Genomic DNA, 14,239 nt, shown 5'->3' on the forward strand with positions numbered 1-14,239 from the left:
GCCCGGTCGAGCCGGGCGATGACAGCTGAGCGCGTGGCGGATAGCGTGGCGCTCCTGACCGACGGCGCACTGGCGCCGTCACTTCTCCGCCAGATAAACCTCGCCCAGCAGCGACGAGTTCGACCATGGCACCTGCTTGTTCTTGGTCGACGCGACGACCTCCGCACGCACGCGCGTCAGCATCTGCTGCACCTCGAGCCCCGGTGTGCCGATATGGCGGGAGAGCGCGGACGAGAATGGTGAGTTGGCGCCTTCGCCGTCGAGCGCAACCTGGCCCGGCGCCGTGGCGAATGCGATCAGCGTGCCAGCGCCCAGCGTTGCGCCCGCGCCGAGACTGGTCGGCGCTGCGAGGCCCGAGGCGCCCTCGATGCCGCGATTGGCGCCGGCACTCGCCACCTGCGGCGCCATCGGGTCGTTGCGGCAGGCATCGAAGATCAGGATGTTGGTGCGGACCTGATCGTCGAGGCCGGCCATGATCGTATCCATGTCGATCATCGCCTCCATCATGTTGGCGCCTGCCTTCAGCTCGACGTCGATCGGGATGAGATAGTTGCGGCCGTCGATCTGCACGCCGTGGCCCGCGTAGTAGACCACCGCGACCTGCGCCCGCGCCGCATCGCGCAGGAAGTCGCGCGTCATTTTCTGCATCGCCGCGCGGTCGAGGTCGATGCCCTCCGACACCATGAAGCCGATGTCGCGCAGGCTCTTTGCGACTGCGCGCGCATCGTTGGGCGGATTGGGCAGCGCCTTGACGTGGGCATAGGCGCCGTTGCCGATGATCAGCGCCATGCGCTTGCCGCGGCCTGCCGGAGTGGGCGAGGGTGCAGGCGCCGTGCTCGCCGGTTGCCCTGCAGGCGCATTCGTCTGCTGCGCCGTCGAGGTCGGCGTATCACCTGGCGTCGGCACGGTTGCATCTTATAGTAGCGACAGCCGCACCTTCGCGGTCGCCTGGTTGGACTTGCTGCGGCGTCCGAGGCGGTGACCCCGAGCGCGCCCTTGTAGTCCTCCTTGGCGTGCGCGTAGTCGCCCTTGGCCTCATAGGCGAGGCCGCGGAACGTGTAGGCCGAGATCAGCACGCTGTTCGGCGGCGTCATGATGTTGACCGGCGGCTTGTCCCTGGCGAGCCGGATCGCTTCGCTGCCGTCGGCAACGGCGCGGTCGAGCTCGCCCTTGGCGCGCCAGATCGTGGTCCGGTGCACCAGCGGCTGCGACAGGCTCGGGTCGATGCGGATGGCCTGGTTGATGTCGGCAAGTGCGCCATCGAGGTCGCCGAGCGCCTCCTTGCAGGCGCCGCGGTTCTGGTACGAGAAGGCTGATTTCGGATCGGCCTTGATCGCCGCATCGAAATCGGCAATCGCCCTGGCATAGTCCTTCTTGCCCTGAAAGGCGTTGCCGCGGTTGTGGAAGATGATCCCGCTCGGCGGCCCGAGCTTCAGCGCGTCGTCAAAATCGGCGATCGCGATGTCGTACTCGCCTTTGTCGAAATAGGCCGAGCCGCGCAGATTGTAGACGGCCTGGCTCGGCTCCAGGCGGATGGCTTCGGTCGCATCCGTGATGACCTCCGCGTAGTCGCCCTTCTTGTTCCACCCCACGGCGCGCCAGAAATAGACGGTGGCGAGCTGGCCGCCCTTGAACACTTTCAGCGCGATGATCTTGTTGCAGGCGTCGATCTGCTGGTCCGCCGGCGTGGTGTCGGTGGTGCAGAGCGGCCCGAGCTGCGCGCGCGACTGCGCGAGGGCCGAAGCGTTCCAGAGCGCCGTGACAAGCAGGCCGAGCGCAACGAGCAGGCGGCGCATGGTCGGAAATCCCCCGGAGGTGAAGCCTGTCTTGTTTGTTGCCGGGTTGCCGGTGATGGTTCAAGGGCAGAAACAATGACCCAATTCGACCTGGGCTGGATCAGCTCCTGAAGGCCAGCTGCCGCCAATTCCTCTGCGTCGCGCCCTCGTAACCTGATACGATGCGAGCGTTGCTCAGACGTCCAGGGCGTTGTGCAATGAGGCGGCGCGATTTTACAGCCGGTCTGTTGCTTGCAACGGCGATCCGACCCGCGCGGGCACAGCGCGGCACGCCCCAGCGCATTGCGATCTTCCATCCGGCAATCCCCGTTGGCCTCCTGACCGAAGCCGGCGGGGGGACCGCGTGGCGGGCGTTTTTCGGAGAGCTCCGTCGGCTGGGCTACGTCGAAGGCCAGAATCTGATCATCGAGCGCTATTCCGCCGAGGGGCATCACGAGCGCTATGCCGACTTCGCCCGGGAGATCGTGGCGCGCAATCCGGATCTGATCGTCACCGGGACCAATCCGGTCGTGGTCGCCTTCAAGGCCAGGACCAGCACGATACCGCTGGTGGCGTTCATGCTGGATCCGCTGAAGGCAGGGCTGATCGTCAGCCTGGCCCGGCCCGGCGGCAACCTGACCGGTATCACACTCGATGCGGGCATCGAGATCTGGGGGAAGCGCCTCGCATTGCTGAAGGAAGCCGTTTCTCAGACCGCGAGCGTCGCCTTCCTCGGGATGCGTGACGGGTGGGAAGGTTCGTTTGGGCAGGCCTTGCGCGATGTCAGCAGCCAGTTGGGAATTTCACTGGTCTCGATGGTCCCGAACATCGGGACGACTGCGGAGATCGAACGTCTCTTCACGGAGATGGCCGCGCGACGGCCGGAAGCAGTCTTGATCACAGGCGAAGGCGACCTCTACGCTCACCGGCAGCTCATTGCAGAGCTTGCCCTGAAACACCGCTTGCCGACGATGGTCCGTACCGCGATTACGTCGATGCTGGTGGATTGATGGCCTATACGGTCGACCTCGCGGAATTGCTCAGGCGCATGGCCCAGGATGTGCACCAAATCCTGAAGGGAGCCAAACCGGGGGACATCCCGATTTACCAGCCGACCAAGTTCGAACTCCTGATCAACCTGAAGACGGCCAAAGCGCTCGGCCTCGTCCTGCCGCCCGCGCTGCTGTCCAATGCCGACGAGATGATTGATTGAACTGACAGGCAGGACCCGCATTCCCCCTGTGGGCAGATCGTGGTAGGAGCTGTGGGCCCCAGCCCGCTGCCCACTCCGTCCCACCCATGAAAAACGACGAGATCCTGAGCCAAATCACCGAATTCTGCCGCAAGGCCGACATGGCGGAATCGACCTTTGGCCGGCGTGCGGTGAACGATGGCAAACTGGTGCAGCGGCTGCGTGAGGGCAAGCGAATCACCATCGACACGCTGGAGCGCATCCAGGCCTATATGGCCGTATCGATGCCGGGTGGCGTGCCGCCGCCGCGGGGCTTGCAGGTGCCGCCCGAGAAGCGCGATCCGCGCGGCAATTTCCGCTTCTTCGAGAACCGGCAGAAATACCTGCTGTTCGTCCACACCTGTAGCGAGAAGCGGGTGATCGCCGATCGCGTGGCGCTGGAGCTTGCCAGCATTCATCCGCGGCCGCCGGCGCTGCGGGTGTTCGATGCCGGCGTCGGCGACGGCACGGTGCTCGCGCGTGTGCTGCGCGCGATGCATCAGCGCTTTCCACACATGCCGTTCTATGTCGCGGGCAAGGAGCTCAGTCTCGAGGACGTCCGCCTCACTCTGGAGAAGGTGCCGGACCGGCTGTTCGAGCATCCGGCCTCGGTCTTCGTCTTCACCAACATGCACTATGCCGAGGCGCCCTGGCTGACGCCGGCGTCACCTGCGGCGGCCGCCGCCACGGTCTGGCATGAGGTGCCGCTGCGGGGCACCGCTTCGGGCGATTTCGAGACTCAGATCGCCGACTTAAAGCCCTTCCTGGAGCAGAACTGGCGTGCGGCAGTCGGCCCGCGGACCGGCATGCCGCTTTACGAGCGGCCGGTGGTGCTGGTGCTGTACCGGGAGGACCACCGATTCCTGCTTGATTCGACCATTCCGCGTCCGGGCCAGACCGAGGCCAATTTCGACCTCGTTATTGCATCCCAGCCATACCGGGCCAAATCATCGGTCAATTTCCGGGCAAAACGCATCATTGCACCGCTGGCGCGGTCTTTACGGGCCGGTGGTCGCCTGATCGGTATCCACTCTCACGGCCAGGATCCGGGCATGGAAATTATCCAGGCTGTCTGGCCCGGAGAAAACCCTTTCTCGGTGAGCCGTCATGAGCTATTGCGCGCTGTGAAATACGAGCTCGGATCGGCGGGCCGCGACCTTAACTTTAACACATATGCCGATAACCGTTCGATCTTCCGGTATGATATGGAAGCGCTGCCCAACGAGGTGACCGGGGCCATCGGAACCTCGACAGCCTTTGCAGCGTGGAATGCGGCGGTGTATGTCGCTCAGATTGAGGACGACCGATTGACGGAAATGACTCAAAACGGCCGCACTCTGGATGCTGCCAGGGACGTGCTCCGCAAGTACAACGGGCTCTGGTTTTACGACGAATCCTACGTCATCTCGCGCCGGCGTGATTGACATCATCCAAAAGTAAACATTGCTAACGGCCGCCCAACGGGGCGGGACAAGGGGTTACTGATGCGAGCGTCCTATCTCTTCACCAGCGAGTCGGTGTCTGAGGGCCATCCGGACAAGGTCTGCGACCGGATCTCCGATGAGATCGTCGATCTGTTCTACCGCGAAGGACCGAAAGCCGGCATTAACCCATGGCAGATCCGCGCTGCCTGCGAAACGCTTGCGACCACCAACAAGGTCGTTATCGCGGGCGAGACCCGCGGTCCCGCGTCGGTCACCAACGAGCAGATCGAGAGCGTCGTGCGCGGCGCGATCAAGGACATCGGCTACGAGCAGGAAGGTTTCCACTGGAAGACCGCGGATATCGAGATCCTCCTGCATCCGCAGTCGGCCGACATCGCGCAGGGCGTCGATGCGCTTCAGCCGGGCGAAGTCAAGGAAGAGGGTGCAGGCGACCAGGGCATCATGTTCGGCTACGCCACCAACGAGACGCCCGATCTGATGCCCGCGCCGATCTTCTACGCCCACAAGATCCTGCGGCTGATCTCCGAAGCGCGCCATTCCGGCCGCGAGAAGGTCTTGGGCCCTGACTCCAAGAGCCAGGTGACCGTGCAGTATGAGAACGGCAAGCCGGTCGGTGTGCGCGAAATCGTGGTCTCGCACCAGCATCTGGTCGAGGACATCTCGTCCAAGCAGATTCGCGACATCGTCGAGCCCTATGTGCGCGAGGCGCTGCCGAAGGACTGGATCAACGGCAAGACCATCTGGCACATCAATCCGACCGGCAAGTTCTACATTGGCGGTCCCGACGGCGACACCGGCCTGACTGGCCGCAAGATCATCGTCGACACCTACGGCGGCGCAGCCCCGCATGGCGGCGGCGCGTTCTCCGGCAAGGATCCGACCAAGGTCGACCGTTCGGCCGCTTACGCAGCGCGCTATCTCGCCAAGAACATCGTGGCCGCCGGCCTTGCCGACCGCTGCACGCTGCAGCTCGCCTACGCCATCGGCGTGGCGCGGCCGCTGTCGATCTACATCGACACGCACGGCACCGGTAAGGTCTCCGAGGACAAGCTCGAGAAGGCCGCGGCCGAAGTGATGGATCTGACGCCGCGCGGCATCCGCAGCCATCTCGACCTCAACCGTCCGATCTACGCGCGCACCTCGTCCTACGGCCATTTCGGCCGTACGCCCGACAATGAAGGCGGCTTCTCCTGGGAGAAGACTGATCTCGTCGAGCCGTTCAAGCGCGCGGTCTGATCAATTCCGTCATTCCGAGGCGCAGCGCCAGCGGCGAACCCGGGATCTCGAACCTTACGGATTCCGGGTTCGCTCGCTTCAGAGCGCCCCGGAATGACTTTTTCAAACAACAGGAAGCTCGACATGAACGCGAAGCCTGGCTTCACCGATTACATCGTCAAGGACATTTCGCTGGCCGATTTCGGCCGCAAGGAGATCTCGCTCGCCGAGACCGAGATGCCGGGCCTGATGGCCACCCGTGAGGAGTTCGGCCCGAAGCAGCCGCTGAAGGGCGCGCGCATCGCCGGCTCGCTGCACATGACGATCCAGACCGCGGTCCTGATCGAGACGCTCGCAGCTCTCGGGGCCGACATCCGCTGGGTCTCCTGCAACATCTACTCGACGCAGGACCACGCCGCCGCTGCGATCGCTGCGGCCGGGATTCCCGTCTTCGCCGTGAAGGGCGAGACGCTGACCGAATATTGGGACTACACGGCGAAGCTGTTCGACTGGCATGGCGGCGGCACGCCGAACATGATCCTCGATGACGGCGGCGACGCCACCATGCTGGTGCATGCCGGCGTTCGCGCCGAGAACGGCGACACCGCCTTCCTCGACAAGCCTGCTTCCGAGGAAGAAGAGATCTTCTACGCGCTGATCAAGCGCCTGTTGAAGGAGAAGCCGAAAGGTTGGTTCGGCGAGATCGCCAAGAACATCAAGGGCGTCTCGGAAGAGACCACGACGGGCGTGCATCGCCTCTACGAGATGGCCAACAAGGGCACGCTGCTGTTCCCCGCCATCAACGTCAACGACAGCGTCACCAAGTCGAAGTTCGACAACCTCTATGGCTGCCGTGAATCGCTGGTCGACGGTATCCGCCGCGGCACCGACGTGATGATGTCGGGCAAGGTGGCTATGGTCGCTGGCTTCGGCGACGTCGGCAAGGGCTCGGCCGCCTCGCTGCGCCAGGCCGGCTGCCGCGTCATGGTCTCCGAGATCGACCCGATCTGCGCGCTGCAGGCGTCGATGGAGGGCTATGAAGTCACCACCATGGAAGACGCCGCGCCGCGCGCCGACATCTTCGTCACCGCGACCGGCAACAAGGACATCATCACCATCGAGCACATGCGCGCGATGAAGGATCGCGCCATCGTCTGCAACATCGGCCACTTCGACAACGAGATCCAGATCGCGGCGCTCCGTAATCTGAAGTGGACCAACATCAAGCCGCAGGTGGATGAGATCGAATTCCCCGACAAGCACCGCATCATCATGCTGTCGGAAGGGCGTCTCGTGAATCTCGGCAATGCCATGGGTCATCCGAGCTTTGTGATGTCGGCGTCCTTCACCAACCAGACGCTGGCGCAGATCGAGCTGTTCGCAAACAACAAGGACGGCAAGTACGAGAAGAAGGTCTACGTGCTGCCGAAGACGCTCGACGAGAAGGTCGCCCGCCTGCACCTCGCCAAGATCGGCGTGAAGCTCACCGAGCTGCGCAAGGACCAGGCCGACTATATCGGCGTGAAGCAGGAAGGTCCGTACAAGTCGGATCACTATCGCTACTGAGGTCCGATCGTTTCAACATGCAGAAGCCCCGGAGCAATCCGGGGCTTCTTTGCTTTGCGGCCGGAAACTACTCTCCTCACGGTTGCATCGGGGTCGATTGGCGATTGACGGGCTGCGGCGATGGTCGGACAATCCTCGGCGGCGGAGGAAACCATGCAACAAGAACATTTCGACGTCCTCATCGTCGGCGCGGGCCTGTCCGGCATCGGCGCGGGCTATCATCTCAAGACGAAATGCCCGGGCAAGAGCTACGTCATCCTCGAGGGACGCGACTGCATCGGCGGCACCTGGGATCTGTTCCGCTATCCCGGGATCCGCTCGGACAGCGACATGTTCACTCTCGGTTATTCCTTCAAGCCGTGGACCGATCCGAAGGCGATCGCCGACGGGCCGCAAATCCTGAACTACGTGCGCGAGACGGCATCCGAGAACGGCATCGACAAGAAGATCCGCTTCCGCCATCGCGTCAAGCGTGCGTCGTGGTCGACGCCCGATGCACGCTGGACCGTCGAAGCCGAACGTCTGACGGGCGAAGGCGCATCCGAGATCGTGCGCTTCACCTGCAATTTCCTGTTCATGTGCTCCGGCTACTACAAATACGAGCAAGGCTACACGCCGGAATTCAGGGGCACCGCGGATTTTCAAGGCCGCATCGTGCATCCGCAGAAGTGGACCGAGGACATCGACTACGCGGATCAGCGCGTCGTGGTGATCGGATCGGGCGCCACGGCCGTGACGCTGGTGCCGGAGCTTGCGAAAAAGGCCTCGCACGTCGTCATGCTTCAACGCTCGCCGACCTACGTGGTGTCGCGTCCCGCGCAGGATCCCCTCGCCAACAAGCTGCGACGCAACCTGCCGGCAACGCTCGCCTATCATTTGATCCGCTGGCGCAACGTGATGTGGGGGATGTTCTTCTTCCAGCTCAGCCGGCGCCGGCCCGCCAAGGTGAAGGACCTGATCCTGAAGGGCGTGAGAATCGCGCTGGGGCCGGACTACGACGTCGCGACGCATTTCACGCCGCGCTACAATCCCTGGGATCAGCGGCTGTGTCTGGTGCCCGACGGCGACCTCTTCACGGCGATCCGCGAGAAACGTGCCTCCGTCGTCACCAACGAGATCGACACTTTCACGAAAGATGGAATTCGCCTCAAGGATGGCAGCGAGCTCGCCGCCGACATCATCGTCACCGCGACCGGGCTCGTGCTTCAGATCGTCGGCGGGCTCGAGATCAGCGTCGACGGCCGCGTGGTCGATTTCGCCAAGACGCTGACCTACAAGGGCATGATGTACGCCGACGTGCCGAACATGGCTTCAGCCTTCGGCTACACCAACGCGTCGTGGACGCTGAAATGCGATCTCACCTGCGAATACGTTTGCCGGCTCATCAACTACATGGATCGGCAGAATTTTCGACAATGCATGCCGTACAACTCTGATCCGACGATATCGGCGCAACCGTCGCTCGACTTTACCTCGGGCTATGTGCAACGCTCGATCGCGCAGATGCCGAAGCAGGGTTCGAAGCGACCGTGGCGACTCTATCAGAACTACGCGCTCGACATCGTGTCACTGCGCTACGGCAAAGTTGATGACGGCGTGATGCAGTATTCGTGAATCTCAGGATGTTGGAACTCGCCGATAGCTTGAGTCGAATCATGACCTGCGGTAGCATCATTGCGTCGCGTAGCAATTTATTTCCGACAACGTCTGAGTTCCGCGTCGTTGCCACCTAGGAGAAGCGCGGGACATGTACGTCCTTGCTCTGGTCACGCAAAAGGGTGGCAGCGGCAAGAGTACGCTGGCCACCGGCCTTGCAGTGGCGGCGATGCAGCGCGGAGAGCGGGTAGCTCTTGTCGAGGCGGACGCACAAGGAACAATTTCGAAATGGAAGGACCGCCGCGAGAATCTCTATCCTCGCGTCGCGTGCCTTGCTGATCCCGCCGAGATCGAGCCGTTGATAGCGCGTCTCCGCGCGGAAGGGATCTGGCTTGCAATCATCGACACGGCCGCCACGAACAACCGCCTGGCGATGCGTGCTATTGCCAACGCCGATCTTTCTCTCATCCCGGCCCGTCCGAGCCCGGCTGATATCGAAGCCGCAGTGCCCACGCTGATCGCCATTCGCAGGCTCAACCGCCGATTTGCCTTCATTCTCAATCAGACGCCGACACGGGGTTGCCGGCTGAGCGAAGCTGCCACATCGCTCAACTCGCTCGGCGTGCTCGCGCTCCCCTTTATTGCGCAACGGAACGATCATCAGGATGCACTCGGGGCAGGGTTGGGCGTGACCGAGTTCGCGCCGGAAGGAAAAGCCGCGGACGAAATTGTCGCTCTGTGGGGTTGGATATCGGAGCATCTCGTCGGGGAGTTTGATGAACATGGACAAGCCGCAGTCAAGAATGCCTGCTGATGGTGCCCGTGCCAGGCGTCGTTCGCTCGTGGAGCTGACTGCGGCGATGAGCCGTAGCATCGACGAGAGCCTGGTGGAGATGCCGAAGGACCCGGTTGTCGTCTCGCGGGAGGATGGACCGCGGGGCGGGCGGACGGCCAGAACTGTTGCTCAAAAGACTATTGCTCAAAAGACAACTGTTCAAAAGACAACTGCGATGGTGCCAGCGTGCTCCGCGCAGGCCGAAAATTGCGACGGCACGACCGATCTCGCCGCGGAAATCGACGACGTGCAGACTCGGTCCCTGGAGGCAATGAGGTTGGGTGTGCAAGCAGGATCGGACTCCACGGAGAAGCTTGTCCGTTTGGAAAACGACCTCTTGGAGGGCACTGCCGCCGAGTGCCACGCCGTCTTGCTCGAGCTGGTGAAACTGAACGCAGGTGCGACCTTGCAGTATACGCGGGAGTTGAGCCGCGCGAGAACAGTGTCGGAATTGATTGAGCTGTCCAGCTCACACGCAAGAAGGCAGTGTGAGCTGGTCCTGCAGCAGGGCCAATGGCTGAAGTCGTTGGTGCAGAACGTGACGAGAACCGGCGCAGAATAGCCGGCGTCGGATTGCAAGGCTGCCGAGGCAAGGTTCGAACCGGCATTGGCCCCTCTGGCAGACCTACGCACTCGACATCTTGTAGTTGCCTTGGCAGGATCGACGACGGCGTGACGTAGTATTCGCAAGTGGCGCCGTCATCGTCTTTGTGGCTTGCGCATCGTCAGTGCCATGCCGAGATCGATCGCCAGCGCGAGCACCAGCGCGCCGCCACCGAGCTCGAACAGAACGGGATAGTCACCGCCGGTCTGCGCATACAACCAGGAGAAGCCATAGGCCGCGGCCGCCTGGAACAGCGCGAAGCTGGTGGTCGCGTGTCCCGCGCGGATCAGCCTGGTTACGTCGCGCGGCGGCGGCGGAATTCGGGAACGGGCAGGCCGCCCCAGCCCCAATTGTCGGTAGCGACCTCCTCGATCACCACAAAGGTCGAATCCAGCGGCTTGCCGAGGACATCGAGTAGCAACTGGCTCGAGCCCTTGATCAGCGCAGCTTTCTGCTCCGTGGTGAGCGACGTCGCACCCGGCGTCGCTCCCTCGCGGGTCACTTGAATGGTGACGATGGGCATGGTGAATCCTCCTGTCGGCTCAATGGCCGGCGCTCTGGCCGCCGTCGACATGCAGGATCTCGCCCGTCACGAAGCCGGCCTGCTCGAGATAGAGGACAGCATCGACGACGTCGGACATCTCGCCCATATGGCCGACCGGGTGCAGCGCGCCGAACTGGGCGTGGGTCTCGACCGGGTGCATCGGGCTCTTGATGACGCCAGGCGCAACCGCGTTCACGCGAATGCCCCGCCTGGCATATTCGACTGCCAGCGATTTCGTCGCCGCATTGAGACCACCCTTGCTCAGCGACGCCAGGACCGACGGCACGTTGGAATTGGCGTAATCAACCAGGGTGGTTGTAATCTGGACGACGTGGCCCGAGCCCTGCTTTTCCATCTCGGCGATGGCGAGCTGCGTGATGCGGAAGAAGCCCGCGACGTTGATGCCCATCACCGCCGCATAATCCTCGGCCGTGTATTGCGTGAACGGCTTTGCGACAAAGATGCCGGCATTGTTGACCAGCGTGTCGACACGGCCGAAGCGGGCGACGGCCTGAGACACCACGCGCTCGGCGGTGTTCCAGTCGGCAATGTCGCCGGGAACGGCGAGGACTTCGTCATCGCTCGACGGCTTGATGCTGCGGGCCGTTGCGACGACCCGATAGTTGCGGTCGCGGTAGGCTTGAACGAGGGCGGCGCCGATGCCCTGCGATGCACCGGTGATGATGGCGACTTTCTGCTCGATACCCATGTTGGGCTCCTGGTGTTGAATGGATGCCCGTCGGCTGGGGAGCGACGACGGGCTCGCCCGCTGAGGTACGCCGCCGGAGCGTCCGCGCGAATACGCGCTGTCCGGCAGATACTCTTTCGCGGCGCGATCGAATGGCCGATCAGCCCTTGCGGCGGTTGTCGTGCCGCGTGTGAGCGCCTAGCTTGCGGTCGGACTTTGCTGGGGCGACGGAAAGCGCATGGATCGTCTCGACGCGATGAAGGTGTTCGTCCTTGCGGTGGACGAAGGCAGCCTTGCTGCTGCTGGCCGCAAACTCCGCCGCTCGCCGGCCGCGGTGAGCCGAGCCATCGCCTTCCTGGAGGAGCGGGTCGGCACCGAGCTCCTGCACCGGACGACGCGCTCGATCAAGCTCAGCGAGGAGGGCGAGCGTTACGTGGCGATCTGCCGACGCGTGCTGACCGAGCTGGAGGAGGCCGACGATATTGCGGCAGGGCCGCGTGCCGCGCCGCGCGGCACCCTCGCGATCACTGCGCCTGTGGTTTCCGGCGAGATGGTGCTGCGGCCGATCCTCGATGCGTTCCTGGATGCCTACCCGACTGTGTCGGCAAAACTGTTGCTGTTCGACCGGGCGGTCAATCTGATCGAGGAGGGCATCGACGTGGCGCTCCGAATCGGTCCTCTCTCGGACTCCGCGATGGTCGCGATGAAGCTCGGCGACGTACGCCGTGTGGTGGTGGCTGCGCCGCGATATCTCAACCAGCATCCACGCATCACAGAGCCCGGCGATCTCGCCAAGCATCAGATCGTCGCCATGGCCCACCTGCCGAATTCCTGGACGTTTGCGCCGCAGGCCGGCTCCGTCGTGCCGCGAACCGTTCAGTTCGCGCCGCGGCTCGTGATCAACAGCACCTATGCCGCGGTTGCCTCCGCGGTCGCCGGCCGGGGCGTCGCGCGGATGTATTCCTATCAGGTCGCCGAGCAGGTGCATCGCGGCGACCTCGACATCGTGCTCGCAGGCGACGAGGATCCCGAAATACCAGTGCACCTGATTTCGCCGCAGGGCCGGCTCTCGGTCCCGAAGGTACGGGCCTTCACGGATTTTGCCGTGCCGCGGTTGAAGAAGCAGTTCGCGGTCCTCAAGAAGGCTATCGACACTCGCTGAATTGTGACTCGCTCGCCGGGCGGAAGAGTGTGTATCGGAGACCGGCCATTCGCCGGCCTCTCGGTTGGGCCCACATGCCTGGTACAGCGACACATTGGCCGCGTGTTGCGTGCCTTCGAATTGCACGAGATGAATATGTCAGGACAACCAAACGCCGATCGCCGTCGTTTCCTCGCCACCGCCGCGATCGGCGTCGCCGCACCATTCGTTCTCGGCAGCGTTGCCGCCGCGCAGTCCGGCAAGGCGAGTCCCTCGACCGTGCCGGCAATCAAGCCGGGCACGAACACGTCCTTCGCCGCGATCAAGCAGATCGATGCCGGCGTCCTCAACGTTGGATACGCCGAGGCTGGTCCGGCCGATGGTTCCGTGGTGATCCTGCTGCACGGCTGGCCCTATGACATCCACAGTTTCGCCGATGTCGCGCCTGCGCTGGCGAAGGCGGGATATCGTGTCATCGTTCCTCATCTCCGGGGCTATGGCACGACGCGCTTCCTGTCCGGCGAGACGGTGCGAAACGGCGAGCCAGCGGCGCTCGCTGTCGACATCGTCGCGCTGATGGATGCGCTGGGCATCAAGCAGGCGACGCTCGCCGGCTATGATTGGGGCGCGCGGACCGCCAACATCATCGCGGCGCTCTGGCCGGAGCGCGTCAAGGCGATGGTGTCGGTGAGCGGCTACCTGATCTCCAGCCAGGCGGCAGGCAAGATGCCGCTGCCGCCGGTCGCCGAGCTGCAATGGTGGTATCAGTTCTATTTCGCCACCGAGCGCGGGCGCGAAGGCTATGCGAAGAACACGCACGACTTCGCCAAGCTGATCTGGAAGCTCGCCTCGCCCAAATGGAACTTCGACGACGCCACCTTCGACCGCAGCGCGGCGTCGCTCCAGAATCCCGATCACGTCGACGTCGCGATCCACAATTATCGCTGGCGACTCGGGTTGGCCGAGGGCGAAGCCAAGTATTCCGAGCTCGAGCAACGGCTGGCGGGCCTGCCCGTGATCGCCGTGCCCACCATCACCATGGAGGGCGACGCCAACGGCGCTCCGCATCCCGAGCCCTCCGCCTACGCAAAGAAGTTTTCCGGCAAGTACGAGCACCGGACGATCACCGGCGGTATCGGGCACAACCTGCCCCAGGAAGCCCCGCAGGCCTTTGCCCAGGCCGTCCTCGATATCGCCGCGAGCTGAAAGGCGCGCCCGGCCGGCACGCGCCGGCCGCATCAAACCGCGGCATGCGTTGTTTTGCGTATTCGAGGCCTGCGATGAATCGGCCATGCTGCCCAAACGGTTAACGCCGGATTAACCGGGACGTCCTAGGCTCTTTCGGCCGGGGTGCTCGCTAACTGAGGGTAGCCCAATGGAAGCCCAGAAGATCGCGGTCGACGCCGTTGTCGCGCTGACCGATTGTGACCGCGACGCTGTCACCACCTTCATTCGCCGGCTCTATCTCGAAGGCGTCAGGGATCCCAAGCGCCTGACCTTTAGGGGACTGCAGGCACTCGCGCGGGCGTGATCGGCATCCCCAGCTGACTCAACTGTTACTGTCGAGAACGACGGAACCCGTTTGCGGCGCCTTGCCGC

Annotated in this window: 13 protein-coding genes and 2 pseudogenes; 11 read left to right on the plus strand and 4 right to left on the minus strand. The window is 63.5% G+C overall.

Annotation, left to right across the window (positions count from 1 at the left end):
- Nucleotides 1–78 precede the first annotated feature (78 nt).
- Nucleotides 79–1,796: pseudogene (locus QA640_RS15490) on the minus strand (caspase family protein).
- Nucleotides 1,797–1,993: 197 nt separating this feature from the next.
- Between QA640_RS15490 and QA640_RS15495 the strand changes: the two are divergent.
- The 8 genes from QA640_RS15495 (at nucleotide 1,994) to QA640_RS15530 (ending at nucleotide 10,225) form a co-directional block, all read left to right on the plus strand.
- On the plus strand, nucleotides 1,994–2,785 hold the full coding sequence (locus QA640_RS15495; RefSeq protein ID WP_283041474.1) for an ABC transporter substrate-binding protein: 792 nt from the start codon (nucleotides 1,994–1,996) through the stop codon (nucleotides 2,783–2,785).
- A complete protein-coding gene (locus QA640_RS15500) occupies nucleotides 2,785–2,988 on the plus strand; it encodes an ABC transporter substrate binding protein (protein WP_283041475.1) in 204 nt (67 codons plus the stop codon). Before QA640_RS15495 ends, QA640_RS15500 begins: the two co-directional genes overlap by 1 nt.
- 86 nt (nucleotides 2,989–3,074) lie before the next feature.
- Nucleotides 3,075–4,430, plus strand: a complete 1,356-nt coding sequence (locus QA640_RS15505; RefSeq protein ID WP_283041476.1) for a hypothetical protein — start codon at nucleotides 3,075–3,077, stop codon at nucleotides 4,428–4,430.
- A gap of 60 nt (nucleotides 4,431–4,490) precedes the next feature.
- Nucleotides 4,491–5,687 carry a methionine adenosyltransferase gene (gene metK / locus QA640_RS15510; RefSeq protein WP_283041477.1) on the plus strand — a complete coding sequence of 399 codons (1,197 nt, stop codon included), beginning with the start codon at nucleotides 4,491–4,493 and terminating at the stop codon, nucleotides 5,685–5,687.
- Nucleotides 5,688–5,810: 123 nt separating this feature from the next.
- Nucleotides 5,811–7,232 (plus strand): adenosylhomocysteinase, encoded by a 1,422-nt coding sequence (gene ahcY / locus QA640_RS15515; protein WP_283041478.1) that lies wholly within the window; start codon nucleotides 5,811–5,813, stop codon nucleotides 7,230–7,232.
- A 153-nt stretch (nucleotides 7,233–7,385) separates the two neighbouring features.
- Nucleotides 7,386–8,846: an NAD(P)/FAD-dependent oxidoreductase gene (locus QA640_RS15520; RefSeq protein ID WP_283041479.1), complete on the plus strand. Its 1,461-nt coding sequence runs from the start codon at nucleotides 7,386–7,388 to the stop codon at nucleotides 8,844–8,846.
- A gap of 133 nt (nucleotides 8,847–8,979) precedes the next feature.
- Nucleotides 8,980–9,642 carry an AAA family ATPase gene (locus QA640_RS15525; protein WP_283041480.1) on the plus strand — a complete coding sequence of 221 codons (663 nt, stop codon included), beginning with the start codon at nucleotides 8,980–8,982 and terminating at the stop codon, nucleotides 9,640–9,642.
- Nucleotides 9,611–10,225: a phasin family protein gene (locus QA640_RS15530; protein WP_283041481.1), complete on the plus strand. Its 615-nt coding sequence runs from the start codon at nucleotides 9,611–9,613 to the stop codon at nucleotides 10,223–10,225. Before QA640_RS15525 ends, QA640_RS15530 begins: the two co-directional genes overlap by 32 nt.
- A gap of 137 nt (nucleotides 10,226–10,362) precedes the next feature.
- On the opposite strand, the pseudogene QA640_RS15535 reads toward QA640_RS15530, so the two are convergent.
- From QA640_RS15535 to QA640_RS15545, 3 genes and pseudogenes are all read right to left on the minus strand, one after another.
- Nucleotides 10,363–10,542 (minus strand): annotated as a pseudogene (locus tag QA640_RS15535) (YbfB/YjiJ family MFS transporter); the annotation flags it as partial.
- 20 nt (nucleotides 10,543–10,562) lie between these two features.
- Nucleotides 10,563–10,790, minus strand: coding sequence for a 4-oxalocrotonate tautomerase family protein (locus QA640_RS15540; protein WP_283041482.1), 228 nt, complete (start codon nucleotides 10,788–10,790; stop codon nucleotides 10,563–10,565).
- Between the two features lie 19 nt (nucleotides 10,791–10,809).
- Nucleotides 10,810–11,520, minus strand: a complete 711-nt coding sequence (locus QA640_RS15545; RefSeq protein WP_283041483.1) for an SDR family oxidoreductase — start codon at nucleotides 11,518–11,520, stop codon at nucleotides 10,810–10,812.
- Between the two features lie 217 nt (nucleotides 11,521–11,737).
- On the opposite strand from QA640_RS15545, the gene QA640_RS15550 reads away from it, so the two are divergent.
- The 3 genes from QA640_RS15550 (at nucleotide 11,738) to QA640_RS15560 (ending at nucleotide 14,171) form a co-directional block, all read left to right on the plus strand.
- Nucleotides 11,738–12,661 (plus strand): LysR family transcriptional regulator, encoded by a 924-nt coding sequence (locus tag QA640_RS15550; RefSeq protein ID WP_283041484.1) that lies wholly within the window; start codon nucleotides 11,738–11,740, stop codon nucleotides 12,659–12,661.
- 135 nt (nucleotides 12,662–12,796) lie between these two features.
- The gene (locus QA640_RS15555) at nucleotides 12,797–13,846 is read left to right on the plus strand and encodes an alpha/beta hydrolase (RefSeq protein ID WP_283041485.1); all 1,050 of its coding nucleotides are present in this window, start codon (nucleotides 12,797–12,799) and stop codon (nucleotides 13,844–13,846) included.
- A 169-nt stretch (nucleotides 13,847–14,015) separates the two neighbouring features.
- Complete coding sequence (locus tag QA640_RS15560; protein WP_283041486.1) at nucleotides 14,016–14,171, plus strand: hypothetical protein; 156 nt, start codon at nucleotides 14,016–14,018, stop codon at nucleotides 14,169–14,171.
- The last annotated feature ends 68 nt before the right edge of the window (nucleotides 14,172–14,239 follow it).

It is taken from the genome of Bradyrhizobium sp. CB82 (assembly GCF_029714405.1).
Lineage (GTDB): Bacteria > Pseudomonadota > Alphaproteobacteria > Rhizobiales > Xanthobacteraceae > Bradyrhizobium.